Below are 24249 nucleotides of genomic sequence, written 5' to 3' on the forward strand. Positions count from 1 at the left end.
GGGTGGTTTATACCGGCGATCGCAACACCTCCTAGATGGTGGAGCACCGTGGCCGCGGCGGGGAGGTCGGCGGTCCGCGAGATCAGTGCCTGAGGTTTCTGTCGTAGGGCGAGCGGATCGAGTTCGTCGATCTGCACTATGCCGGGCTGAGCCTGCGACAGATCGCGAAGTGGCTGGTGTGGGCACCTCGACGATCTCGCTTGAGTTGCCCGGCAACGCGGCCACCAGTCGGGGTGGCCGTCTGTTCGAGGCGTACCGCCGCGACCGTCCGTCGTGCCCACACTCATCGGCGCCGTATCGAGATGAACCTCGAGATTCGGCAGGGCGGTAGGCGCGCTGCTGACCCAGCGGTGTTCGCCTTCCTCACTGCGACTGCGACTGCGACTGCGACTGCGACTGCGACACTCGGCACGACGCGTTGACAGCCCGGACGCGCGACCTGCCGGAGTCTGCTGCGGTCGATCACCTGTGACCAGGGCACCGAAATGGCCCGTAGCCTCACGATCGCCCGATCTCTCGGCATGCCGGTCAACTTCTGCGATTCCCGCCTACCCTGGCAGCAGCGCGGCTCAAACGAGAACGCCAACGCGCTGTTGCTGGACTACTTTCCGATGGAAGCGACCTGAGCATCTCCCCACAGCACGTCGGCGCTGTTGGGTCAGTCGTGCCGGTGCATCGTGCGTGATCCTATGATCGCGATGACCACCGGCACGAGCTGCACCAATGGGACGGCAAGCGCTGCGTGCTCGGCTAGTAGCGCCGCGGCAGCAGCCCCGGCGATCAGGCCGACGAGGATTTTCGCGCTTGGGAGCACATTGCGAGGGTGCTGGCCGCGTGCAAGCGCTGCGACGACGGTCGTCAGAGTGCCCGTCATGTACGTGGTGGACAGGCCAGAGACGCCGAATCGCATGATGGCGCTGCTCTGAATGCCAAGCGCGACTGCGTTCGCTCCGAGAAGCACCGGCTGAAGGCTAGCGGACGGATGGCCGCCACTGGCCGACCACCCGACGGCATAGACCGCGAGAGCTAAAAGCTCTGCCCAGAGCGCGACGGTGACCTGCTTCGGCCAGATCGAATCCCCCGGATCCGGAGTCTGCGCGATCCGCGCTCCGAGGAAGCAGCCGACCATGAAAAGCACGATCGCCAGTCCGGAGCGGAGCGCGACGCTCCCGTCCGAGTCGGTGGCCGCAATCCCGAGCAGGATCATGTTGCCGGTCATGACGCTGGTGAATGCACCGCCGAGGCTGACGAAGCCGATCGCGTCGGTGGCACCGCTGTTGATTGCTAGCAGGACGAGTAGTGATTGCCGTCGCCTGGTGTCGGCCTCGATCTCGCGAGCGCTGGCATCGGGACGATGCGGCTCTGCGATGGGAGATGGGGTACTCACGCCGGTGCCTTTCTTGGGTGGTTGTTAGGCCGGGCGGTAGAACCGCGCGTTGCCGACCGTCCAATTGGGATTTGATCGCTACGGTGTGGCTGCGGGCATCCGATGCGCGGTGGCAGTAACCGAACCGTCGCGGTCGTACACGACCGCGGCGTCGCCGTCCGGGCTCGTGCCGGCCAGGACGCGAATGCCGGGCCCCGCGAACAGCGGTGATCGAAGCTGGTAGTGCAGGACGCCGGCGGGATTACCCTGCAGCCGTAGGAGCTCGCTCATCAACAACGCCTGCAAAGGTCCGTGCACCACCAGACCGGGATAGCGCTCGATCTCCGTCACGTATTGGAGGTCGTAGTGAATGCGGTGTGCGTTATAGGTCAACGCGGAGAAGCGAAACAACATGGCCGGACCGATGTCGTAGAAACGCTCTGTGCGCGGCTCGGCGACAGGATCCGGGACCACGACCGAACGGTTGGCCGCCGCCGTGGCGTCGGCTCTGCCTGCGGCGCGATAGACGATGTCGAGTTCCTCGCTCAGCGCCAGCCGCCCCGACTGCTCGATGTCATGGCGCACCGTCACGAAGCTGAGCGGCCCGGATCGTCCCACGGTCGAGCGCTCGGCGACGACCCGCGAAGTTCGGGAAGCGACGGAGCCGACGCGTAGGCCGGCATGTTGGGTAATCCGGCCGCCGGCGATCATGCGACGCATGCCCGGTGCCGGCGGGGTGGGAATGCCCATCGCCGGGTGGCCGTCGACGCCTAGCTCAGCCGTAGCCGGCCGTTCGAGCAGATAAAGCCAGTGCCATAGCGGCGGCAGGGGCGCGTCGAGGTCCGGCACCCTTGCGTCGAGGAGGGCGGCCAAAGCCCTGGCCGGTGTCGCGTCGATGAACTCACTACGTTCGTTGGACGAGGCACTCATGCGGGCCTGCTGTACTCGAAGATGAAGCTGAGTGCGCGGGCTCTTGCCTCAAGCGCCTCCGCGTCCGGCGCTGGGTCGCGGATGAATCCATGCGGCGCGCGTGGGTAGCGCGCCAGTTCGATCGTGCCGCCCGCCTCGCGGTAGGCAGTCACGAAGCGTTCCGCCATCGACATGGTGACGTTAGTGTCACCGTCGCCCTGGATCAGCAGCACAGGGGGCGTTTCCAGCTGCTCGCGACGGTCGAGTGCCAGCTGCGGGTTGGCCTCTTCCATCACTCGGGTATCGCCGAAGTAGGCGTCATGGCCGGCGACCAGGCCATCGCGGCCGGTTTGCGCGGCGAAGGCGTAGCGCGCGAGCGGATCGAGGATGGGGTAGACAAGCACTGCGAACGCAAGCCGGGCGTTCGAGCCCACGCCCGCCGCGGTCAGGCGGCTGTAGCGAGGGTCCCAGGGTCGCATAGCCGCAAGCATCAATTGGTGACCACCGCTGGACAGCCCTATCCCGCCCAGGCGATCACCGTCGATGTTGAGTTCGGTGGCGTGCGCCTTCAGCCAGCGAATGGCGAAGTGGATATCCGCGACCGGTTCGGGATAGCGGGCGACGGGCGGCCGCCTGAAGCCCACCGAGAGGCAGAGCACCCCGCCGGCGGCCAGATCGGTGCACAGGGCCTCGTCGTTGCGATAGTCGCCGTTGACCCATGCGCCTCCGTGGACGTCGACGACCGCGGGGAACGGCCCACGGCTGTTCGGTCGGTAGATCCGACCTATCAGTTGCTCGCTGTCGTCGTCGCGGAGGGTGATGTCCTCGACGCCGGGCGCCCTCACGACGCCGATCCGTCCAGATTTCGCGCCTCGAGCACCGCTCTGAAGCCGCTCAAGAAGAAGCCATCGTCTGAGCCGAGGGAGATAGCGCGGAAGCCGCGCTCGCGCATCTCGGTGGGGGCGCCGGTGATCATCGTGACGATGCCGGCCCGGTCGCACGCGAGCCTGATGCGGTCGACAGCGTCACTGTGCGGGCCGGGCTGGATCGTCGCGCTCGGCTCCAAGCCAAGGCTCAACGCAAGGTCGGACGGGCCTATGAACACGCCGTCGACGCCATCGACCCGGGCTATCTCCTCGACGTTGTCGACACCCTCTTGGGTCTCGATCATCACTAGGCACAGGGCCTTGCGCATCGGACCGCCCGGTAGCAGCTTGGTGCGGAACGAGCTGAAGCTGCGGATCCCCTCGGGGCTGAACCGGCAGGCAGCAACGGCCTGTTCGGCAGCTTCGCGCGTCTCGATCATCGGCACGATCACGCCCTCTGCGCCTGCGTCCAGTGTGCGACCGATGATCCACGGATCACCAGCCGGAACCCGCGCGAGGGTTGTTGCGCCCGAGCCGTTCGTTGCCTGGAGCATCGGGATGAGCGTGGTATCGGACGTGAGGCTGTGCTGCAGATCGAGCCAGACGAAATCGAGTCCGGCGTGCGCGAATACCTCGGCCGTCCAACTCAGCCCGAGGCGGACGACCGCACCATAGGTGGTTTCACCGGCTTGCCAGCGACGCTTGAGCTCTGCGGCAGGCATATCAGTTAGCCTCGCTTTCGCTTTCGCTTTCGCTGACGCTCGAGCGCGGCTTGCGACGGCCGACGCCGCGAATCAGGCTCCACACTGCGGCTGCGACTCCCTTGATCCAGACCCGCATCGGCACGGCGTTCTGAGGCTTAGGAGCAACGACGGCGTCGGACGTTGGCGGTCGGCACAGAGCGGCGAGCTGGACGGCGAAGTCGGCGACCATCTGCGAGACGACCACATTGGCGCCGCCCTCGATCGCTGAGGCGAGCTTGCCGGAGATCGTCACGGTGCCGGTCATAACGACAAGCGAGGCGTCCTCTTCGATCGGCGTGATGTGGTATTCAGCCTTGGCGCGGAACTTGGTACTGCCTTGCCCATCGCGACCTTGCCCGGTCAGCTGGCCGGTCAGCTCGGTCTCGTCGACTTCGAGAGCGGCGGTACCGGCGAACGAGACCCGCAGTGGGCCGAACCGAACGGCGACCGAGCCTTTGTATGATCCGTCGCCAAGATCCTCATCGAGCGAGGCACCAGGGATGCACTCGACGACAGCGCGCGGGTCGGACATGACATCCCAAGTGCGTTTGGCCGAAGCCGGGACGGTGAATTGCTCAACGATCTCGATCATGAAACAGCGCTGTCCTTGGTTGTGGTCGACGGTGAATTCACGGAGAGGTAGGTGACGGGTTCGGGACCATCATTCCAATTCCGATGCGGCACATTCGGCGGGAAGACGACAAGGTAATTGGGTCCGATCTGACTGACGACCCCGTCGATCTCGACTGTCATGGACCCTTCAACGACGAAGTAGGCTTGCTCGAAATCATGCGTGTGCGCGGGCTTGTTCGGGATTCCCAGTGCCGGCACCTGAACCAATCCAATTACACACTGGTCCCGGCCAGGATCGGTGAGCTTTTCGGAAATGCGTCGGCTGTCACACGCGGCCGCGTCGAATGCCGCCGCGTCGATGGTGCGGATAAATCCAGATTTCGTTGTACTCATGAATCCCTGTTTTGTCGTGGGCAAAGAGCCGGCCGTTCGGCGGTGGGGCCCCCGAAATCGTTACGGGAGACCACCGCCGAAGGATCATTTCGGGTCGAGCGATTTAGCTCTTCGCCAGGTAGGGCTTGATCGTGTCTGCATTCGTTGTGACGCTGGCGAGCACCTGCCGGACCTGGTCCGGGGAGTAGTAGCCGGGAATGAGTGCCTGCTTCAGCTGCGCCTGGGTGTTTGCAGGGTCGTTCAGCGCTGTCTTGAAGGCGTTGGTCAGCTCACTGACCGCCTCAGCTGGTGCGTTTGCAGGCAGGAACGGGCAGCCGTTCGGAGCCGAGGAACCGTTGAGCAGATCCAGCGTCTTCATCGCTGCCTGGCCGGCCGCGGTGGGCGGCTGGTTCGATGCGGCGTATTCGTTGAACGTCGGCGTGTTCTTCAGCTGCTCGTAGCCCTGTGCCCCGGCCGGTGGGACCCGAGACACGAGCAGCGGAGTTCCCTTGCCGGCGACGACTACGGGGCCCGAGGAGCCAATGGCGTCCTGATAGATCGGTGCGTCGCCCCGAAGGAACCCAGCTGAGGCGTCAGCACCGGTGTTGTAGCCAGTGATGAACTTGGCGTTGACCCCGTAGGCGCCCAGGATCACCCGAACGTTGACGTCCGACGTGCCGGAGTGAGTGATCACCTTGACCTGCGAGGTGGCTGAGCGTAGGTCGTCGAACGTCCTATATGACGAACCCGGCGAGGCCAGCATAATGTTCGGCCCGAGGGGGACACATCCGAGCATCTGCATCTTAGCTACGTCGAAGTTTACGCTCGGCTGCCCGGCGATCTTCTCCAGCACGTCGTTGTTGAGCGAGAGCGTGCCCATCATCAGGCCGTTCGAAGGCGCTGAGGCGACGATGTCCTGTCCCGGGATGCCAGCGCCGCTCGCGTTCGACGTCAGGTTGATCGTGGCGCCGAGGATCTTCTGCATCTCGGGAACGAGAATCGTGGCCTGCTGATAGAAGCTGCTGTTGGCGGCGACCGGTAGCACCCAGGTAATCGTCTTTCCCTTGTAGAATGAACTACTGCTTGAGCCGGAGCTCCCGCTGTCGCCGCCCTGATCCTTCGTGCTCTTGGCTCCGGTCGTGCTCGAGCAGGCCGCTACCGCCAACACGAGCGAACCGAGCGCAGCGACAGTGGCGATACGCCGATTGCAGTACGAGCGCTTTCCGCCCCCCGTGGGCGTGGCCGGGCTTTCGTTAGATACCACGGATCATTCCTCCATCGACTCGGATCTGTGAGCCATTGACATATTGGGCTGCGTCGGAGCAGAGAAACGCCACGACATCAGCGAATTCCTCCGGACGGCCATAGCGGCCGGCCGGTATTGCAGCTTGCGACTCTCGTTCCACTTCCCCAGCCTCGCGGCCGAGGCTCTGCGCCATCGCCGCGTCGAGATACGCGACCCGGTCGGTCGCGATCCGTCCCGGGACGACCATGTTCACAGTGATTCCGCCGCGCGCGACTTCGCCAGCCAGCGTCTTGAGGTAATTGGCGAGCGCTGCACGGAACATGCCGGAGCTAACCAGCCCGGCAACTGGCTGCTGTACCGAACTCGAGCCGACCGCGACGATTCGGCCCCAGCCACGCTCGCCCATCTCCCCGAGTGCCAGCTGTGCGAGAGCGATTGGCCCGTAGAGAAGCAGCTCGGCGGCCGACCGTGCGTCGTCCAGCTTGACTGTTGCCGCGTTGGCCCGCGGGGGACCGCCGCCGTTGAGGATGACTATGTCGATCTTTCCGAACTGGCTGCGGGCCAGCTCCGCGGCGGCGCGGATGCTGGTCTGGTCGGTGATGTCGAGGCGCACACCGATCGCCCCGCCCAGCGTCTGTGCCTCTTGGGCGGCGACATCGGCGCGTCGGCCGCCTAGCACGACGGAGGCGCCCGCCGCCGCTAGAGCCCGCCCTGCTGCTAAGCCCAGGCCTTGTGTCCCGCCTGCAACCAGCGCGACCCGCCCGCTTAGTCCGGTTGGCTGCGAGGTCATCGGCGGCTCGATTGCGGGCGCCGGCTCGATTGCGGGCGAGAGTCGTTGTAGTGGGACATCGTTCGAAATGCTCCGTCCGGGTCGTGGACCAGAATTGTGGTCTGTCTCAAGCTGTTGCGTTTCGGCGCCGGTGAAGTCCGAACGCGGTGTAACTCCCTGCTGTTTCGACATGCCCGCCCGGCGTCGCCGCAAGGGCTGCACCGAGGGAGGCTAAATGTACGGCCAGATGTCACAGGAAGACTGCCGCCTGTTTTCCGATATGTCAACGGCCAAAATTGGCACGATCATGATGTTTGACATCTCGATGTACGGACCTTCATAGTATTGTCCGTACAAAGTTGCTAACGGGTCTCGCCCCGACCGGCCAATCTGCGCCGGTTCTACAGGTCGCGAGTAGACGAGGGAGTGCGGATGCACAACGGCCTGTCGGCTGGCTTGCCGGCTGTATTCGGCGCGGAAGGCGCGAGGACGGGCTCGGGACAATCGTTCACCATCTTCGAGCCGTCCACCGGCGAAGCGCTCGACGAGTTGGCCGTTGCGACGGCTGAAGATGTCTCAGCGGTCGTCGGCGATGCGAGCGCCGCATTGTGCGGGCCATGGCGCGACTGGACTCCGCTTGAGCGGGGCCGGTTGCTGCAGCGGGTGGCGCGATCGATCGAGGCGCAAGGTGACCGGCTTGCAGAGCTGGTCGTGGCTGACGCGGGCCTGCCGCGATGGCTGGCACGCCGCGACGTAGAGGCCGCGGCGCGGTACTTCGAGTACTACGCCGGTTTGGCCGACAAGCTTTTCGGCGCCACGATCCCGCTGGGGAGGCAGTTCGTCGACTACACGATCCGCGAGCCGCGTGGTGTTTGCGCGGTCATCCTGCCGTTCAACGTCCCCCTGCAAATGGCTGCGCGCAGTATCGCCCCCGCCCTCCTGAGCGGCAACACGGTGGTGCTCAAGCCGGCCGAGTGGGCGCCGTTTGCGCCGCTCGCGCTGTGCCAAATCTGTATCGACGCCGGCGCACCGTCCGGCGTCGTCACCGCGCTTGCCGGCCTGGGATCGGAGATCGGCGACCCACTGATCCGCGATCCACGAGTCGATCACGTGACTTTCACCGGGTCGCTGGCGACCGGCACACGGGTGATGACGGCCGCTGCGGCGTCGATGAAGCCGACGCTCATCGAGCTCGGCGGCAAGTCACCGCAACTAGTGTTCGCCGATGCCGATCTCGAGGCTGCCGCGACCGCGATCGTCGGCTCTGCCCTGCGGACGGCCGGGCAGGCATGCTCGGCCGGTACCCGCGTACTCGTCGAGCGTTCCTGTGCCGATGAGCTCACGAGGCGTCTGGTGGTCGCAGCTGATGCACTGACCGTCGGGCCGGCCGCTGACAACCCCGACGTCGGGCCGGTTATCAGCGCGGTGCAGCGCGACAGGATCAGTGCCGCCGTGCAACGAAGCATCGACGAGGGAGCCGTGCGGATCAGCCGCACGGACCGGCAGTGGCCCACCGAGGGCTACTTCGTCGAGCCGACGGTGCTGGCGGCCAAGAACCCCGAGGTCTACTCGGCGAAGGAGGAGATCTTCGGCCCGGTCGTCACGGTGTTGGAGTTCGGTTCGGACGCCGAGGCACTCGAGATCGCCAACGGCAACGATCTTGGCCTCGTGGCTGGAGTCTGGACGCACGACATCAACCGTGCCCATCGCTTGTCATACGACATCCGTGCCGGCCAGGTGTTCATAAACAACTACGGCGTAGGCGGAGGGGTCGAACTGCCCTTCGGTGGAAGCAAACGAAGTGGATTCGGCCGCCTCAAAGGGATTGACGGCGCCCTCGAATACACCCAGATCAAGAATGTGTGCGTGTTTCTCGGATGACAGACGTTATTACCCCCACCCAGACCGTACTGGGTCAGCTCGCGAACTGGGCCGCCTCATTCAGCCCGACGCCGGGCGACCTTGAGTTGGCTCAGCGTGCGCTGGCCGACACCGTTGCGGTCGCAGTGGCCGCGCCGGCGCTCGCCGACGAAATCAACCCGATCGCACAGCTGCTGACCCCGGGAGGCTACTGGGCAACGATGGCTCACATACTGGACTTCGACGACTTGCATGTGCCGTCGACGACGCACATCAGCGCGGTGTGCGTGCCCGCGACCCTCGCGGTTAACGGTGACGCCCGTGCGTATCTGGCCGGAGCCGGGGTAATGGCTCGGCTGGGAACTGTGCTTGGGTGGTCGCACTACACGCGTGGCTGGCATGCGACTTGTACGATCGGCGCTCCTGGAGCGGCCGTAGCAGCAGCGGTAGCCCTCGGGTTGTCCGCAGAGCAGATCGCACACGCGATCGCGTTGAGCGTCCCCGCCGCCGGTGGTGTACAGCGAGCCTTCGGAACGCAGGCTAAGGCGCTACAGGTCGGCTTTGCGGTCGAGGCGGGGATCCGCGCCGCCCGCCTCGCCGCGGCAGGCGCCACCGCGAGTGCCGGTGCGGTGGACCAATGGCTTGATTTGATGGGTGGCGAGCCAGAGAAGCTGGTCATCGATGGGCCGACGGTGCCCGGCGGGCTGGCCATCAAGTTGGCCCCGTGCTGTTACGCGATGCAGCGCCCGATCGATGTCACCCGCAAGGTCTTGGACGCCGGTATCGCGGTCGGCAACATCGTCGCGATTCGGTTCTCGACACCACGGGCCACGGTGAAGCCACTCATCTACAGCAACCCGACCACCGGGCTGGAAGCGAAATTCAGTCTTGAGTACTCGATCGCGTCCGCACTGCTGACCCCGTTCCCGGGATTTGCCGAGTTCACCGACGCCGCCGCTCAGCGAACCGAGATCAACCGCCTCATGGAGCGCATCGAGGTGACGCTTACCGACGTCGGCGATGGGCTGTTGGCCGGGGAGGCGACCCTCGCGGTCGAGGTCGCTGATGGCTCGTTGCACTCGTTCGTCTCCCAGCTGCCGCCCGGTGCGCCGGACCGGCCACCGAACGCCGAGGAATTCTTCGCGAAGCTGGCCGACTGCAGCCCCGAGTTCAGCGATCGGCTGGCCACACTGGACTGGGTCGGCGGCCGTGCGCTGCTTGAGGAGGCCCTGCCAGTGACCGAGCAGCATGCTGGGCGGCGCTGACGTGGGGCCGTTGTCCGGCTTCACGGTTATCAGCATCGAGCAGGCCGTCGCCGCTCCGTTTGCCACCAGACAGCTGGCCGATCTCGGCGCCCGCGTCATCAAGATCGAGCGTCCGGATGGTGGCGACTTCGCCCGCGGCTACGACGGCACGGTCGGTGGCAGCTCGAGCTACTTCGCCTGGCTCAATCGCGCCAAGGAGTCGATGACACTTGATCTGAAGACCCCCGGCGCTCGTACAATCCTGAACCAACTGCTGGCCGGTGCCGACGTCTTCGTGCACAACCTGGCGCCTGGTGCGATGAGCCGGCTCGGCTACGGGCGCGACGTGCTCGCTGCCAGGTACCCGAACGTGATCGACTGCGTGGTCTCTGGCTACGGCTCTTCAGGGTCGTGGCACGACCGCAAGGCCTACGACCTGATCGTGCAGGCTGAGGCGGGCCTGTTGTCGATCACCGGCACGCCCGATGAGCCGGCGCGCGTCGGCATCTCGGTGGCCGACATTGCGGCCGGCATGTACGCGTTTTCCGGCGTGTTGTCAGCCCTGCTACACCGGCTGAGGACAAAGGAGGTGAAGGCAGTTGAGGTCTCGCTGTTTGACTCGCTCGCCGAGTGGATGTCGGCCCCGATGTACTACGCGAAGTACTCCGGCCAGCAGCCCCGTCGGATCGGCGCCGCGCACTCGACCATTGCGCCGTACGGCGCCTTCGCAACCGCCGATCGCCTGATGATCGTTGCGGTGCAGAACAATCGGGAGTGGCGCACGTTCTGCGAGTGCATCCTCGTGCGGCCGGAACTGGCTGACGACCCTCGCTTCGTGGATAACTCGGCCCGTGTGGCCAATCGCAGCCAGCTCGACGAGATAATTGCGTTGCGCCTGGCCGGCGAGCCCGCCACCACCGTCGCCGGCCAGTTGGACGAGGCCGGGATTGCCTACGGCATGGTCAACCCGATATCGGGGCTGATCGAACACGCCGTCCTGAGCGAACGCGGGCGCTGGGTCACCGTGGAAAGCCCCGGCGGCCCGATTGCCGCGATGTTGCCGCCAACCACTCTCACTGGCATGGAGCCGCTGATGGGGCCGGTACCCGCACTTGGTCAGCACACCCATGCGGTGCTTTCGGGTCTGGGATACGACGACGACTCGATCGCGTCTCTGCGTGCCGATGGCTGTGTGTGACCGACAAGCGAAAGCTTGAAGAGAGAGATAGGGCAGATGACTGAGTTGAGTGCCGTTGAAGCCGAGTTCGTCGAGATCGTGAGGCGGTTCGTCGATCGGGATGTGCGACCGGTCGTCCGCGAGTTGGAGCATGCGAATACCTACCCTGAGGCGCTCATCGAGAAGATGAAGGATCTCGGCATCTACGGGCTTTCGGTGCCGGAGGAATACGGCGGCGCCAAGGTGAGCACCGCCTGCTACAGCCAGGTGACCGAGGAGTTGGCGCGCGGCTGGATGAGCCTGGCCGGCGCGATGGGTGGTCACTCGGTGGTCTGCAAGCTGATCACGATGTTCGGTACCGAGGAGCAGCGCGAGTCGTACCTGCCTCGCCTGGCCACCGGTGAACTACGCGCGACGATGGCCCTCACGGAACCGTCGGGCGGCTCTGACCTGCAATCCATGCGCACGTTCGCGAGGCGGGCAGGTGACGAGTACGTCGTCAACGGATCGAAGACCTGGATCTCGAACTCCCGGCGTAGCAAGCTGATCGCGCTGCTTTGTAGGACCGATGCCGCGGCAGAGCCGTCGCACCGCCGCTTCAGCATCCTGCTCGTCGAGCCCGGAGAGGGCTTCACGGTTTCGCGCGATCTGCCCAAGCTCGGCTACAAGGGTGTCGAGAGCTGTGAGCTGACTTTCGAGGACTACCGATGCGGCACTGACGCTTTGCTCGGCGTGGAGGAGGGTGAGGGATTCGTGCAGATGATGCGTGGCCTCGAACTGGGCCGCATCCAGGTCGCGTCCCGGGCGCTGGGCGTTGCGCGGGCCGCCTTCGACGACTCGCTGCGGTATTCCCAGGAGCGTGAGTCGTTCGGCAAGCCGATTTGGCAGCACCAGTCGATCGGCAACTACCTCGCGGACATGGCTACGAACTACCTGGCGGCTCGCCAGCTCGTGCACTACGCGGCGGCCCAAGTCGACCGTGGCGTGCGGGCTGACATGGAGGCAGGGATGGCTAAGCTGTTCGCCTCGGAGATGGCGATGCGCTGCGCCATGGATGCAGTGCGCATCCATGGCGGGTACGGCTATTCGACCGAGTTCGACGTCGAACGGTACTTCCGCGACGCGCCTCTGATGATCGTTGGGGAGGGCACCAATGAGGTGCAGCGAAACGTGATCGTCAATCAACTGATCCGTCGCGGGGGCGTGGTCGCATGACCGCTACCGACCTTGGTGTGCGCACACTGCCACTCGAAGACGTTCGCGCCGTGGTGCTCGGCCGCTCGGTCGTGAGCGGGCTGATCGCGGTGTTGCTGCGCCAGCAGGGTGGCACAGTCACTTGCCTGGCCGTGTCGAGTGTGCTTCCCGGCCCGACCGGGGTGGACTGGGATGAGCTTGACCTCGACGATCCGGCCGCGGTCGCGCAGGCCCGTGCAACTATCCAGGCTGCCGACGTAGTTTTCGACAGCACGCCGGAGGCAATGCAGGCCGTCGCGCTACGGGCCGACGCGCTGCTGGCCGCCGTACCCCAGCTGGTACACATTCGGGTCACGCCGTTTCCCACAGCGGCGGACTCCGAGCACGTCGAGTGCCGCGACTGGGTCGTCGCGGCTGAGCTCGGCCTCTACCAGGTCGGCAACGCCACTGAGCCGTCGATCGAACTGCTTCCAGTGGCGAGCAGCTATGCCGCCGTGCAGGCCGCGACCTACGCCTGCGCCGCGATACCGCTTGCGCGCGAGAGCGGTATCGGTGGCCGCGTCGACGTGTCGCTCTTCGGCGCGGCCACGCTCGCGATTGACTCCGAACTGCAGAGCCTTTCCGACGGATTCAGCGATGCACGGGCGACCTATCACGCCGACGTGAACAACGACCACGGCTTTGGGCTCAGCGCCCGGTTCCGTTGCGCCGACGGCCGCTACCTTCAGCCGCATGGTCGCTCCCCCCGGGTCACCTCGGCGACGATCCGCGCGCTCGGTCACCCCGAGTGGGCGGACGAGGCGGTCGACTCCATCATGGGGACGGGCACCGTCAGCAAGGCAGAGTGGGCCGCGCGTTTCACTGAGGCATTCGCCGCTCAACCTGGCCTCGAGCTCGAAGCGGCAATCGCCGCCGAGGGTGGTGCGGGTGCGATCTGCCGCAGCCGGGACGAGTGGCGGGCTGAGCAGCACGCTCGGGACACAGAGATCTTCGTTCCCGCCGCAACCGGTGCAGGCGGCCCGTCGCTGATGGTGGGTCCGGCGGTGCGTGTGTTCGCGGGCCCTCTGGCCGGCCCCGAGGACGTGGCACCGCATCAGCCGCTCGGCTGGCGGTCGCGGGGTGCGGGTGTCGATCCCGGTGCTGGTCCGCTGGCCGGGCTGCGTGTGCTGGATCTGGCGATCGTGCTGGCCGGTCCGACTTGCGGGCGTATCCTCTCCGAGCTCGGTGCCGACGTGATCAAGATCGACGCACCCGAACGGGCGATATACCCCTACCGCAGCCCCTACGGATGGCTCGACGTTAACCGAGGCAAGCGCAGCATCTTGCTGGACCTCAAGTCCGCAGAAGGCAAGGCCGTGATGTGGAAGTTGATCGGCGAGGCGGACCTGATCCTCGAGAACTACCGCGCGGGCAAGATTGAGCAGCTCGGTTTCGGCTTCGGGGACGTCGCGCGGGTGCGTCCGGGTATCACGTACGTGTCGCTCAACGCCTTCGACTTCGGCGGTGATTTCACGCCCCGTCCGGCCTGGGAGCCGAATGCGCAGGCCATGTGCGGCATGCAGGTCGCGGCAGCGAACGGCGGCAAGCCGGTGCGGCTGTCGCTGGCGCCCAACGACTACGGCACAGGGCAGCTCGGTGCATTCGGCGCGGTGATGGCATTGGCGAATGCGCGCCGCACCGGCCGTGCGCAGCACGTGCGCGGCAGCCTGGCGCGCACCGCGACCTTCTTGCAGCGCGAGTACTTCGACGCCTCGCTGGATGGCCAGGCGGCCCAGAAGGCCGGCCCCCAACTGCACTTCATCGAGTGCGTCGACGGCTGGGTGGTTAGAGAGGCCGGCAGCGGAGACCCCGCGGCTGATCGGTGCGACAGGACCGTGACTGAGGTGATCGAGGCGCTAAGCCGGGACGGGATCGTGGCGGCGCGTGTCCGCACCACCCACCAAGTGCGTGACCTCAAATGGGTGCGCCAAGCCGGTCTGGTGAAGTCCTGGGAGCACCCGCATTGGGGACGCTTGACCAGCGCCGTCGCGCGCGGCACTTCGTCGCTGTTCGTCCACGGTGCGCGGTGGCCCGCACCTGACCCTGGTGAGAACGGCCGCGCCATCCTCGCAGACATCGGCTACCCCCCGGACGAGGCCGATCGACTCGTCGCGGTCGGCGCGGTGGCTGAACGAGTTCCCTTGTTCGACAACCAGTGACCCTACGTCGCTCGCTAGGAGATGTCATGACTGCTGTTCGTGAGTTGCCGTTGGTTGGTGTGCGGGTTGTGGTGTTTGGGCGGTCGTTGGTGGGTGGTTTGGTGGGGTGGTTGTTGGCTGATCAGGGTGCGTCGGTGTCGTTTGTGTGTGGTGTGGGTGGGGCGGTTGGTGGTTCTGCTGCGGGGGTGGTGTGGCAGGAGTGGGATTTGGGTGATGCGGCTGGTGTGGCGGGTTTGGCGGCGGTGTTTGCGGGCGCGGATGTGGTGGTGGATGCGGGTCCGGTGGGTGTGTTGGCGGGTGTGGGTTTGGGTGGGCCGGGGTTGTTGGCGGTGTCGCCTGGGGTGTTGGTGTGTTCGGTGGTGCCGTTTCCTGGGGTTGCGGGTTCGGGTTTGGGTGAGTGTGTGGATTGGGTTGTGGCGGCGGAGCTGGGGTTGTTCCGGGTGGGGTCGGCGGTGGAGCCGATGGTTGAAGGTTTTTCGGTGGCGAGTTCGTATGCGGCCGTGTTGGTGGGTTTGTATGTGGCGGCGGTGTTGCCGCGGGTTCGGCGTAGCGGGGTCGGTGGTGAGTTGACGGTGTCGTTGTTCGGCGCCGGCTTCCTCTGCCTCGACGGCTCCATGCAGCGGATCGATCCGAGTTTTGCGGAGCCACGTTCGAATGCGCACCCGGACATTCGCAAGGACAAGAACTTTCCGATCGGGGTCATCCATGAATGTGTGGACGGCCGATTCATTCACCCGTTCGGTCCAATTCCTGAGGTAAGTGCATCGATCATGCGGGGCCTGGGCCATCCGGAGTGGGTGGATGAGGCGGTGGCTTCGATTTATGGGGCTACGGATGTGGGTCGGGCGGAGTGGTTGGAGCGGTTTGGGGCGGTGTTCGGGTCAAGGCCGGCTTTTGAGATTGAGCGGTCGATTGCTGTTGAGGGTGGAGCGGCGGCGGTGTGTCGGACGCGTGATGAGTGGCGGGCGGAGCCGCATGCGGTGGCGTCGGAGATTTTTGTGCCGGCGGTTGAGGCGGCGGCGCGGTTGGGTGTTGAGGTAGTGGGGCCGAGTTTGCGGGTGGGTCCGGCGGTGCGGGTGTTTGCTGATGCGGGCGGCCCGGTCGCGGCGGATGGGCCTGGTCTGGGTGGGCCTGGTGAGGGTTGGTCGCCGCGGGGTTCGGTGGGTGTGGGTCCGTTGGCGGGTTTGCGGGTGTTGGATCTGGCGATTGTGTTGGCTGGTCCGACGTGTGGTCGGTTGTTGGCGGAGTTGGGTGCTGAGGTGATCAAGGTGGATGCGCCGCGGCGGGCGGTGTTTCCGTATCGCAGCCCGTATGGGTGGATGGATGTCAATCGCGGTAAGCGCAGTGTGTTGCTGGATGTGAGTACCGATGAGGGTCGGGCGTTGTTGTGGGAGTTGATCGCGGGCGCTGATGTGGTGTTGGAGAATATGCGTGAGGGTAAGGCCGATGCGCTCGGGTTCGGGTTCGAGGCGGTGTCCAGGGCCCGTCCCGGTATTACCTACATCTCTCTGAACGCCTACGACGTCGGCGGTGAGTTCGATACCTGGCCGGGCTGGGAACCTAACGCTCAGGCGGCCACTGGAATGCAGATGGCGCGGCCGGTGAACGGCCGGCCGTCGCGGATTCCGTTGGCGCCGAATGATTACTGCACCGGGTTGCTGGGTGCCTTCGGTGCGGTGCTGGCCGTGACGCAGGCTCGGGCGACGGGGCGTTCCCAGCATGTGCGGGCCAGTCTGGCCCGTACCGCTACGTTCCTGCAGCGCGAGTGCTTTGACGCCAGCCTCGACGGCCGGGCCGCTGAGTGGCGGCGGGAGGACATCTCCTTTGTGCGCTGCGCCGATGGCTGGGTCGTGCGTTCCGGTGACGGTCCGTGGCCGGACAGTTCGGGTGGCCGCCAGCAACTGGTCGATCAGTTGCTGGGTCAGGGCATCCCGGCTGGGGTGGCCCGTTCCACGACCGAGGTCGCCGAGCTGGACTGGGTCCGTAAGGCCGGGCTGCTCGTGGACTGGGATCACCCACATTGGGGAGCGATGACCACGGCCCTGGCCCATGGCGAGTCCAGCCTGGTCAACCACGAACCCCGCTGGCCGGCACCGGATCCCGGCGACAACACCACCGCGATCCTCACCGCCCTCGGCCGTAGCCCCGCCCAGATCGCCGACCTCATCGACCGCGGCATCGCCGCCAACCGAATCCCCCTATTCGCCGCAGCGTTTGAGACCACGGCCTGACGTAGTCCGCGTCGCCGCAAATCGCCCACGAATCACCTATAAAGGAGCGTCCAAAGGTGCAGATCAACAACCCCACCACCGCGCCGAACTACTACGACCAAGCCGGCAACATCCGCTCGGGTACTCGCAACACTCGTGTGCTGCTGACCGGCGAGGAGGACAGCAAGGACAACTACCGCCTCTATTACGGCGAGGGTGTCTCTGGCTCTACCTGGTCGACGCCGCGTCATCACCACAATTTCGAACAGATCCGCCTGCCGCTTGATGGCGACTACTCGATCGGCAAGAACGACGTGCTGCCCGCTGGCTGGGTCGGCTACTTCCCGGAGGCCGCCTACTACGGCCCGCAGGTGATGACCGAGAACCTGACCATGCTGATGCTTCAGTTCGGCGGTCCAAGCGGTCTGGGCTACCTCAGCGTGCAACAGCGCAAGCAGGGGCGGGACGAATTGCTGGCCAAGGGCGGCACGTTCGAAGACGGAATCTACAAGTGGGTTGACGAGGACGGTCGCCACCACAACAAAGATGCCTTCGAAGCCTGCTGGGAGCAGGTGATGGGCGAGCCGGTGACATACCCGCAGCCGCGTTTCCGCGACATCATCCTGATGAACCCGGAACACTTCGGCTGGACGGAGGACCCGTCCGAGCCAGGCGTCGCGCGCCGCCATCTCGGCACCTTTACCGAGCGGGACATCCGCATCAGCTTCGTCCGACTGAACCCGGGCGCCGAGGTTCGCATAGGCGCCGAGCCGTCCGTCGAGGTCTGCTATGTAATCTCCGGCGGGGTCCGGTACGGCACCGACGAGTACGGAGCGCTTACCGCCTTCTCGACCACGAGCACCGAATCGGCGCAGACGCTACAGGCCACGGAGGACACGAAGCTGTTCTTGGTAAAGCTCCCGACCTTCTAGTGGCGGACGCTAGGGAACGCGGCGCAACTCCGGTCGAGAGGGGCAACCGAGCCCGTAGCCGTCGAGGCTCGTCCGGCGCGTTCGTCTCGCTTTCGAATCCCAACTACCGCAAGTTCTTCTTCGGGCAGGCGATCTCTCGCATCGGCACCTGGATGCAGACCACCGCGCAAGGCTGGCTGGTATTGCAACTCACTGGTTCCGGTACCGCGCTCGGGCTTGTGATTGCCTGCCAGACGCTGCCGGTGCTACTGCTGGGACCCTACGGTGGCGTCATCGCCGACCGAATGGACCGGCTGCGTCTGTTGGTGTGGCTCGAATCGGCTATGGGTGGGTTGGCACTCGTCCTTGGTGTCCTTACTGCCACCCACGAGGTACGACTCTGGCAGGTCTACATCCTGGCGTTCTGCCTTGGACTGCTCAACGCCTTCGAACTCCCGGCGCGGCAGACCTTCGTCCACGATATGGTCGGTCGGGACGCGTTGCGTAACGCCGTGAGCCTCAACTCGGTGCTGAACAACGCGGCCCGCGCGATCGGTCCCGGCATCGCGGGCGTGATAATCGGCGTGGGTGGGACGTCGGTCTGCTTCATGGTCAATGCATTGAGCTATGTGGCGGTCGTCGCCTCGTTGCTACGGATGGACCGCTCAAGGCTGACGCCGGCACTTCCGACCCCCCGGGAGAAGGGCCAGCTGCGCGCTGGCTTCAGCTACGTCCGAAGTAGGCCTTCGCTCGGCGTCCCGTTGCTGATGATGACAATCATCGGAGTATTCGCGTTCGAATTCCAGGTGACGCTGCCGGTGATCGCCAAGGACACCTTCCACGGTGGTTCGCAGGCCTACGGGTTCATCACCGCCGCGATGGGCATTGGCGCCGTGCTGGGGGGGATCTTCGCCGCCGGACACGGGCGAATGGGGATACGACCGTTGGCGATGTCGGCGGCCCTGTTCGGTATTGCATTGACCCTGGCCACGGTGGCGCCAAATCTATATTGCGCACTCATCCTCATGCTGTTCGTCGGCGCCGGCAGCGTCACCGTCTCTGCGCGCGGGAACACGACGCTGCAGCTCGGCGCCGACGAACACATGCGCGGTCGGGTGATGGCACTGTTCTCGGTGGCCACGATGGGAACCACTCCGATCGGTGGCCCCATCGTCGGCGCCGCCGCGCAACACCTGGGTGCCCGCGCGGGACTGGCAATGGGGGCAGCGGGCGCATTCCTTGCGTCCGCTGTCGGAGCCGTCGCCGCGCGACGAATTCGCGCCGATCGCAATGTGCAGTCACCGATCCCGGATGTGGCTGACGAGGATCTGATGTACGCCACCGCTACCGATCAGGACGAACAACCCGAAATTTCTGAAGGACCCATCAACAAGGAGAAGTTCCCGTGAGTCAATTCCAAGCATCGTCCGCCGCTGCGGCATGGCAACCCGAGTCTATCTTTGCGTGGCAGGCGCTGCCCCTTCGCTTCGGCGTCGGCGCGACCCGAGAGATTGGCTTCGAGGCCATGCGCCTCGACATGAAGCGGGTTCTGATCGTCACCGACGGCAACCTCGTCGCCACCGGCCTACCCGACCGGGTCTCGGGACTGCTGCGCGCCGAGGGCATGGACGTCACCGTCTGGTCAGGCAGCCATACCGAGCCGACTGAAGAGTCCCTGCGCCGTGGTCTGTCCGAGCTCGCAGACCTCGGCGCAGACAGCTATGTCGGCGTTGGTGGCGGTAGTTGCATCGACACGGCAAAGTTCCTCAACCTCTACCAGAGTCACCCGGCTGAGATCTCCACCTACCTGGCCAAACCACACGGGGATGGCCAGCGGATTCCGGGCCCGCTGCGACCCATGATCGGGCTGCCCACCACTTCGGGCACAGGCTCAGAGTGCACGCCGATGGCGCTGCTTGGTATCGGCGCGAGTCACGTCAAGGCAGCGGTATCCGACGAGCGGCTGCGTCCGCGGGTGGCCATCATCGACCCACTCAACGTCATCTCCGCACCGCCCGAGGTCACCGCCTCGGCCGGCTACGACGCGCTGGTCCAGGCGCTGGAGTCATTCACCTCACTGCCGTACGACCGCCGCCCGGCAGCAGCCGCGCCGCAGGACCGTCCGGTGTACACCGGTCCGAACCCGCTCAGTGACGTCTGGTCGGAGCGGGCGATCAGCCTGGGCGGACGGTTCCTTCGCCGGGCAGTCTTCAACGGCGACGACCTCGAGGCTCGGACCGGGATGGCGCTTGCCGCTCTGTTCTCGCGCCTGGGCAATTCGGGTGTGCACCTTCCCCACGCGATCGGCTATGCGGTGGCCAACCTCGCCAAGGACTACCGGCCCGCCGGCTATCTCGTCGACGAGCCCCTGGTCCCGCATGGCTTCTCGGTTATCGTTGCCGCGCCCGAATCGTTCGCGTTCTCCTACCCGGCAGCGCCCCAGCGGCACGGTGAGGCGGCGCGGCTGCTCGGTATCGACGGTGACGATGAGCCGAGCCGGGCAATCACCGAGTGGCTGCATCGCCTAGTCCGTGACACCGACGGCCCGGCCGGTCTCGATGCAGTCGGCTTTACGGAGGCGGACATCCCGGAGTTGGCCGCAAGCGCGATCACACAGCAACGCATCCTCGCCTGTTCGCCACGACGCGTGACGGTCGAGGATCTTGCGGGCGTGATGCGCTCGTCGTTTACGAAGAGTCGGGTCTGATGGGATTCACTCGTGCGGGCGCCGCCGATGACCCGATCCAAGACTGGATCGTCAGCTTCACTAGGTCGTTCGGGGCGTCGGCCCAGCAGGACGACACGGTGCTTACGTTGGCTGCCGCGCTGTCGGTCGACACGATCGGCGTCGCGTTGGCTGGCCTGTCGGGGCAGCCGTCCATACTCGCGGCGCGGTATGCAGCGAGGCAACCGGCTCATTCAGGTGCCACGCTGCTCGGGACGCACATCGTGGTTGCGCCTGAACTCGCCGCGTTCGCCAACGGTACGGCCGCTCGCTATGTAGAGATGAACGACATCTATCACCGCGCCGGAGTGCAAGGGGGCCATCCGAGCGACGTGATTTTGCCCTTGACGGCGATAGGTGAGTACGCACACGCGTCCGGTCGGGACCTCTTGGCTGCGGTGGCGATTGCCTACGAGATCTATCTGCGCTTTGCTGACGCCACGAGCATTCCCGGCTTCGATGCGGCCACCTTCGCCTCACTGGCGGTGTCGGCGGCCGGCGCCTGGCTGCTCGGTCTCGGCGATGCTTCGATCGGTGAGGCGGTGGCGATCTCGGTGTCCAGCGGAAACTTCCTTAACGTTGCTCGCACCGGTCAGCTGACGATGTGGAAAGCGATGGCCACGGGTGCTGCCGGGCGCCAGGGGGTATTCGCCGCGCTGTTGGCCGCCGACGGTGCGCAGGGCCCAACGCTGCCGTTCGTCGGCGCGTCGGGCTGGCTGGACACGATCCCTCGCACTGCGCTTACGGCCGGACAGCTCGCTGGGCGGGAGGGTCTCGCGATTGCTGACACGCTGCTGAAGTACCGCCCATCGGCGGCATCGACCATCGCCCCGGCAATCGCGGCCGAGCGTGCAGTCAGGGGCATGCCAGCACCGCCGGGTATCGAGCGCGTCGTGGTTCACGTGTACGCGAAGGCTGTCCAACGCCTCGCAGCCTATGGCGACTCGGCCTGGCGGCCGCTAACTCGTGAGGCCGCGGATCACTCCGTACCGTACGTCGTGGCCGCGGCGCTCGTCGACGGCACGGTGACCCCCGCCAGCTTCGCCGCGGACCGCCTGACCGATCGACGACTCACAGAACTGCTCAGCCGGCTCGATGTACTCGCCGACGACGAGTTCACCCGAGCCTACGAGCGGACGCCCACCGAGCATCGGGCCCGGGTGCGTGTTGAGTTCATCGACGGTACAAGCATGGTCGGGGTGTGCGACGAGCTCGATGCTGGCCTGTCCGCGGCAAAGGACCGCGCAGAGATCGATGCGAAATTCGCGGGGCTGACTGCTGACCGATTCAACGCAGACCAGCGCGGTCACGTCCTGGCGCAATTATGGCGGGCTGTCGACCTCGAAGATGTAGCAGAGATCCCCATACTGCTGGGGTCCTGACCGCCGCTTGGATGAGCCGCGCGCGGTCCGAGTACAACAGCGAAAGTCGTGGCGAAGCTAATGAACATACAAATCCGACCGTAGTTGTGGTAGGACGTAGCCGACAGGTCAGCTCGATTCGGTGGGAGGCACGCAGTGACAACGCAAGGCGAGCGTCGCCCTGCCTACGAGACCCTCGCCCGGGAACTACGGGCGAAGATCTTGCAAGGCCAGTTCGCCGACGGCAAACCACTGCCGACCGAAACCTCTCTGGCAATCGCCCACGGGGTGAGCCGGCAGACCGCCCGCCGGGCCTTCCAAGACCTGGTCGCCGAAGGGATGGTCTATCGGGTGCGCGGGCGGGGTACCTTCGCCACCGCACCCGGGGGAAAGTACCTACGCCAGTTCGGCTCGGTCGACGATCTCATGGGGCTGTCGCAGGACACCTCCTTCGAGCTGCTCGATCCGCCGCGCCGTGGGGTCAACGTGCAGGCTGCCGGCCGACTCCGGCTAGAGTCCGACGTCGTCCTCTCGCTCACCTTCCGTCGGTTGCACGACGACTTGCCATTCTGCGTAACCACCGTGTTCGTTCCGCCGGAGATCGGCCTGAAGCTCACCGACGTTCCCGAGCTGTCTGCATCGGCAGCTCGGAGCCACGTCACTATCATCGGCCTACTCGATGCGAGGCTTGAGCGTCCGATCGCGGAGGCCGATCAGAGTGTTTCAGTGGCGACAGCCACCGAGGAGATCGCGCAAGCGCTGGACTGTGGCGTCGGAATCCCACTGTTGCGTATAGACCGTATGTACGTCGACACCGCGGGTCACCCGGTTGAATTGGCTACCAGTCATTTCGTGCCCAGCCGCTACACCTACCGCGTTCGGCTGCGTCGCAACACTCCCTGAAAGACGCCCTCCCAGGCCCCTCGCTTGGGTGATAATCTGTCAGCGGTAAATGTAAGGCCAAATCCCGAAACGACTACATCTTGACCTCGGGACTGCCTGCGGCCCACTACTGGATAACAGTCGACGACCACAAGGAGTTGTTTCAGCATGCAGCAGCGCGACTGGCTCTTGATCAACGGAGCTCGGGTCCCATCGACTGGTGCGAGTGTCATCGAGGTGATCGACAGCACCAGCGAAAAGGTGCTGGCCACTGTGCCCGACGGAACGGCGGAAGACGTAGACAGGGCAGTCGCGGCAGCCGTCGCAGCCTTTCCCGCCTGGTCCCAGACATCGCCCGACGCACGCGCGGACTTCCTCGTTGCACTGGCCGCGGGACTCAAAGAGCGCTCGTTGGAGGCAGCGACATCGATTAGCCGTGAGGTGGGCCACCCCGTCCATCTGGCGCAGACGAGCCAGCTAACGATGGCGATCGCTGATCTCATGGCACTGGCCGAGGTCACCCGCAGCTATGCCTGGCAAGAGGAGATTGCCAACGCGCTCGTCGTCCGTGAGCCGGTTGGTGTGGTTGCTGCAATCACACCTTGGAACTTCCCGCTGCACCAGATCAGCGTCAAGGTTGGCGCCGCCCTCGCTGCAGGCTGCACCGTCGTGCTCAAGCCGAGCGAGGTGGCGCCGTTGACCGGCTACATCTTCACCGAGGTCATCGAGTCCATCGGACTACCGGCCGGTGTCTTCAACCTGGTGTCGGGCACGGGGCCGATCGTCGGCGAGGCGCTCGCTGCGCACCCGAATGTCGACATGGTCTCCTTGACCGGGTCGACGCGAGCAGGGCGCCGCGTGATGGAGCTGGCCGCCGGCAGTATCAAGCGCGTCGGCCTTGAACTCGGCGGAAAGTCCGCCGCCGTCCTACTGGAGGGCGCGCCGATCGACCGAGCGGTGCGGCACACGGTCGATGACTGTTTCCGCAACTCGGGACAGGTGTGCGCCGGCCTCACCCGGCTGGTCGTGCCCCGCTCCCACTTGCCGGAGGTCGAACGGATCGCGGCCGAGCAGGCAGCAACGTACATACCCGGTGACCCGGATAGCGAGACCACCACGCTCGGACCGTTGGCGTCGAAGGCGCAGCAGGACCGGGTCCGTGGCTACATCGAGAAGGGTGTTGCCGAGGGTGCCCGGCTGGTAACCGGGGGCGCCGAGGCGCCGGACGGTTTCGATCTCGGCTACTACGTGCAGCCCACGGTCTTCTCCGATGTCACGAACACGATGACGATCGCGCAAGAGGAGATCTTCGGGCCGGTGCTGTCGATCCTCGCCTATGACACTGAGGACGAGGCCGTCGCGATTGCCAACGACTCGCCTTACGGCCTCGGCGGCGCGGTCTGGGGTCGCGACGCTGACCAGGCTGTGCAGGTGGGCCGGAAGATCCGCACCGGACGCGTGATCATCAACGGCGGTGCTTGGAACCCGTACTCGCCGTTCGGTGGATACAAACAGTCCGGCCTCGGCCGCGAGATCGGCCGCTACGGCATCGAGGACTTCCTCGAGGTCAAATCGCTGCTGCGTTGACCAATCGCTCGCCGGTTCTCGACCGCGAGTCCGCCCACCGACTACTGACCGACACG

20 protein-coding genes and 1 pseudogene are annotated in these 24249 nt (G+C 65.6%); 13 read left to right on the top strand and 8 right to left on the bottom strand.

The annotated features are described in order from the left end of the window. Positions 1 to 394 precede the first annotated feature (394 nt). Positions 395 to 655: pseudogene (locus tag ACSMXN_RS05330) on the top strand (transposase); the annotation flags it as partial. Between the two features lie 3 nt (positions 656 to 658). On the opposite strand, the gene ACSMXN_RS05335 reads toward ACSMXN_RS05330, so the two are convergent. The 8 genes from ACSMXN_RS05335 to ACSMXN_RS05370 form a co-directional block, all read right to left on the bottom strand. Further along, a complete protein-coding gene (locus ACSMXN_RS05335) occupies positions 659 to 1387 on the bottom strand; it encodes a YoaK family protein (RefSeq protein WP_022915820.1) in 729 nt (242 codons plus the stop codon). Between the two features lie 78 nt (positions 1388 to 1465). Then, the gene (locus ACSMXN_RS05340; protein WP_022915819.1) at positions 1466 to 2296 is read right to left on the bottom strand and encodes a hypothetical protein; all 831 of its coding nucleotides are present in this window, start codon (positions 2294 to 2296) and stop codon (positions 1466 to 1468) included. Continuing rightward, a complete protein-coding gene (locus ACSMXN_RS05345) occupies positions 2293 to 3120 on the bottom strand; it encodes an alpha/beta hydrolase (RefSeq protein WP_022915818.1) in 828 nt (275 codons plus the stop codon). The genes ACSMXN_RS05340 and ACSMXN_RS05345 overlap by 4 nt, the downstream gene beginning before the upstream one ends. Continuing rightward, a complete protein-coding gene (locus ACSMXN_RS05350; protein ID WP_022915817.1) occupies positions 3117 to 3863 on the bottom strand; it encodes an aldolase/citrate lyase family protein in 747 nt (248 codons plus the stop codon). Before ACSMXN_RS05350 ends, ACSMXN_RS05345 begins: the two co-directional genes overlap by 4 nt. Before the next feature lies 1 nt (position 3864). Next, complete coding sequence (locus ACSMXN_RS05355) at positions 3865 to 4476, bottom strand: SRPBCC family protein (RefSeq protein ID WP_022915816.1); 612 nt, start codon at positions 4474 to 4476, stop codon at positions 3865 to 3867. Further along, positions 4473 to 4850: a cupin domain-containing protein gene (locus ACSMXN_RS05360; RefSeq protein ID WP_022915815.1), complete on the bottom strand. Its 378-nt coding sequence runs from the start codon at positions 4848 to 4850 to the stop codon at positions 4473 to 4475. The genes ACSMXN_RS05355 and ACSMXN_RS05360 overlap by 4 nt, the downstream gene beginning before the upstream one ends. Before the next feature lie 103 nt (positions 4851 to 4953). Further along, positions 4954 to 6093 carry a hypothetical protein gene (locus ACSMXN_RS05365; RefSeq protein ID WP_022915814.1) on the bottom strand — a complete coding sequence of 380 codons (1140 nt, stop codon included), beginning with the start codon at positions 6091 to 6093 and terminating at the stop codon, positions 4954 to 4956. After that, positions 6083 to 6865 carry an SDR family oxidoreductase gene (locus tag ACSMXN_RS05370; protein ID WP_027140051.1) on the bottom strand — a complete coding sequence of 261 codons (783 nt, stop codon included), beginning with the start codon at positions 6863 to 6865 and terminating at the stop codon, positions 6083 to 6085. Before ACSMXN_RS05370 ends, ACSMXN_RS05365 begins: the two co-directional genes overlap by 11 nt. 411 nt (positions 6866 to 7276) lie before the next feature. On the opposite strand from ACSMXN_RS05370, the gene ACSMXN_RS05375 reads away from it, so the two are divergent. The 12 genes from ACSMXN_RS05375 to ACSMXN_RS05430 all read left to right on the top strand — a co-directional run bounded on the left by ACSMXN_RS05375 (position 7277) and on the right by ACSMXN_RS05430 (position 24193). After that, positions 7277 to 8725 carry an aldehyde dehydrogenase family protein gene (locus tag ACSMXN_RS05375; RefSeq protein ID WP_022915811.1) on the top strand — a complete coding sequence of 483 codons (1449 nt, stop codon included), beginning with the start codon at positions 7277 to 7279 and terminating at the stop codon, positions 8723 to 8725. After that, positions 8722 to 9969, top strand: a complete 1248-nt coding sequence (locus tag ACSMXN_RS05380) for an MmgE/PrpD family protein (RefSeq protein WP_035944952.1) — start codon at positions 8722 to 8724, stop codon at positions 9967 to 9969. The genes ACSMXN_RS05375 and ACSMXN_RS05380 overlap by 4 nt, the downstream gene beginning before the upstream one ends. Beyond that, positions 9953 to 11146, top strand: coding sequence for a CaiB/BaiF CoA transferase family protein (locus ACSMXN_RS05385; protein ID WP_022915809.1), 1194 nt, complete (start codon positions 9953 to 9955; stop codon positions 11144 to 11146). The genes ACSMXN_RS05380 and ACSMXN_RS05385 overlap by 17 nt, the downstream gene beginning before the upstream one ends. Positions 11147 to 11182: 36 nt before the next feature. Further along, a complete protein-coding gene (locus ACSMXN_RS05390; RefSeq protein ID WP_022915808.1) occupies positions 11183 to 12340 on the top strand; it encodes an acyl-CoA dehydrogenase family protein in 1158 nt (385 codons plus the stop codon). Beyond that, a complete protein-coding gene (locus ACSMXN_RS05395; RefSeq protein WP_022915807.1) occupies positions 12337 to 14517 on the top strand; it encodes a CoA transferase in 2181 nt (726 codons plus the stop codon). The genes ACSMXN_RS05390 and ACSMXN_RS05395 overlap by 4 nt, the downstream gene beginning before the upstream one ends. A 26-nt stretch (positions 14518 to 14543) precedes the next feature. Continuing rightward, entirely contained in the window at positions 14544 to 16748 is a 2205-nt protein-coding gene (locus ACSMXN_RS05400) for a CoA transferase (RefSeq protein ID WP_455407701.1), read from the top strand. A gap of 56 nt (positions 16749 to 16804) precedes the next feature. After that, positions 16805 to 17659 carry a hypothetical protein gene (locus ACSMXN_RS05405; protein ID WP_022916043.1) on the top strand — a complete coding sequence of 285 codons (855 nt, stop codon included), beginning with the start codon at positions 16805 to 16807 and terminating at the stop codon, positions 17657 to 17659. Next, complete coding sequence (locus ACSMXN_RS05410; protein ID WP_022916044.1) at positions 17659 to 19047, top strand: MFS transporter; 1389 nt, start codon at positions 17659 to 17661, stop codon at positions 19045 to 19047. The genes ACSMXN_RS05405 and ACSMXN_RS05410 overlap by 1 nt, the downstream gene beginning before the upstream one ends. Beyond that, the gene (locus ACSMXN_RS05415; protein WP_022916045.1) at positions 19044 to 20345 is read left to right on the top strand and encodes a hydroxyacid-oxoacid transhydrogenase; all 1302 of its coding nucleotides are present in this window, start codon (positions 19044 to 19046) and stop codon (positions 20343 to 20345) included. Before ACSMXN_RS05410 ends, ACSMXN_RS05415 begins: the two co-directional genes overlap by 4 nt. Next, complete coding sequence (locus ACSMXN_RS05420; RefSeq protein WP_022916046.1) at positions 20345 to 21745, top strand: MmgE/PrpD family protein; 1401 nt, start codon at positions 20345 to 20347, stop codon at positions 21743 to 21745. The genes ACSMXN_RS05415 and ACSMXN_RS05420 overlap by 1 nt, the downstream gene beginning before the upstream one ends. A gap of 135 nt (positions 21746 to 21880) precedes the next feature. After that, on the top strand, positions 21881 to 22627 hold the full coding sequence (locus ACSMXN_RS05425; protein WP_022916047.1) for a GntR family transcriptional regulator: 747 nt from the start codon (positions 21881 to 21883) through the stop codon (positions 22625 to 22627). A gap of 147 nt (positions 22628 to 22774) precedes the next feature. Next, a complete protein-coding gene (locus ACSMXN_RS05430; RefSeq protein ID WP_022916048.1) occupies positions 22775 to 24193 on the top strand; it encodes an aldehyde dehydrogenase family protein in 1419 nt (472 codons plus the stop codon). Positions 24194 to 24249: the final 56 nt, after the last annotated feature.

The sequence above is a fragment of the Parajatrophihabitans canadensis genome (genome assembly GCF_053764775.1).

Excerpts from the sequence above, each read along its gene's own strand:
- ACSMXN_RS05385 (WP_022915809.1), top strand. The coding sequence starts at position 9,953 with ATGCTGGGCGGCGCTGACGTGGGGCCGTTGTCCGGCTTCACGGTTATC.
- ACSMXN_RS05420 (WP_022916046.1), top strand. The coding sequence starts at position 20,345 with ATGGGATTCACTCGTGCGGGCGCCGCCGATGACCCGATCCAAGACTGG.
- ACSMXN_RS05380 (WP_035944952.1), top strand. The coding sequence starts at position 8,722 with ATGACAGACGTTATTACCCCCACCCAGACCGTACTGGGTCAGCTCGCG.
- ACSMXN_RS05340 (WP_022915819.1), bottom strand. The coding sequence starts at position 2,296 with ATGAGTGCCTCGTCCAACGAACGTAGTGAGTTCATCGACGCGACACCG.
- ACSMXN_RS05430 (WP_022916048.1), top strand. The coding sequence starts at position 22,775 with ATGCAGCAGCGCGACTGGCTCTTGATCAACGGAGCTCGGGTCCCATCG.
- ACSMXN_RS05375 (WP_022915811.1), top strand. The coding sequence starts at position 7,277 with ATGCACAACGGCCTGTCGGCTGGCTTGCCGGCTGTATTCGGCGCGGAA.
- ACSMXN_RS05400 (WP_455407701.1), top strand. The coding sequence starts at position 14,544 with ATGACTGCTGTTCGTGAGTTGCCGTTGGTTGGTGTGCGGGTTGTGGTG.
- ACSMXN_RS05350 (WP_022915817.1), bottom strand. The coding sequence starts at position 3,863 with ATGCCTGCCGCAGAGCTCAAGCGTCGCTGGCAAGCCGGTGAAACCACC.
- ACSMXN_RS05395 (WP_022915807.1), top strand. The coding sequence starts at position 12,337 with ATGACCGCTACCGACCTTGGTGTGCGCACACTGCCACTCGAAGACGTT.
- ACSMXN_RS05360 (WP_022915815.1), bottom strand. The coding sequence starts at position 4,850 with ATGAGTACAACGAAATCTGGATTTATCCGCACCATCGACGCGGCGGCA.
- ACSMXN_RS05370 (WP_027140051.1), bottom strand. The coding sequence starts at position 6,865 with ATGACCTCGCAGCCAACCGGACTAAGCGGGCGGGTCGCGCTGGTTGCA.
- ACSMXN_RS05390 (WP_022915808.1), top strand. The coding sequence starts at position 11,183 with ATGACTGAGTTGAGTGCCGTTGAAGCCGAGTTCGTCGAGATCGTGAGG.
- ACSMXN_RS05355 (WP_022915816.1), bottom strand. The coding sequence starts at position 4,476 with ATGATCGAGATCGTTGAGCAATTCACCGTCCCGGCTTCGGCCAAACGC.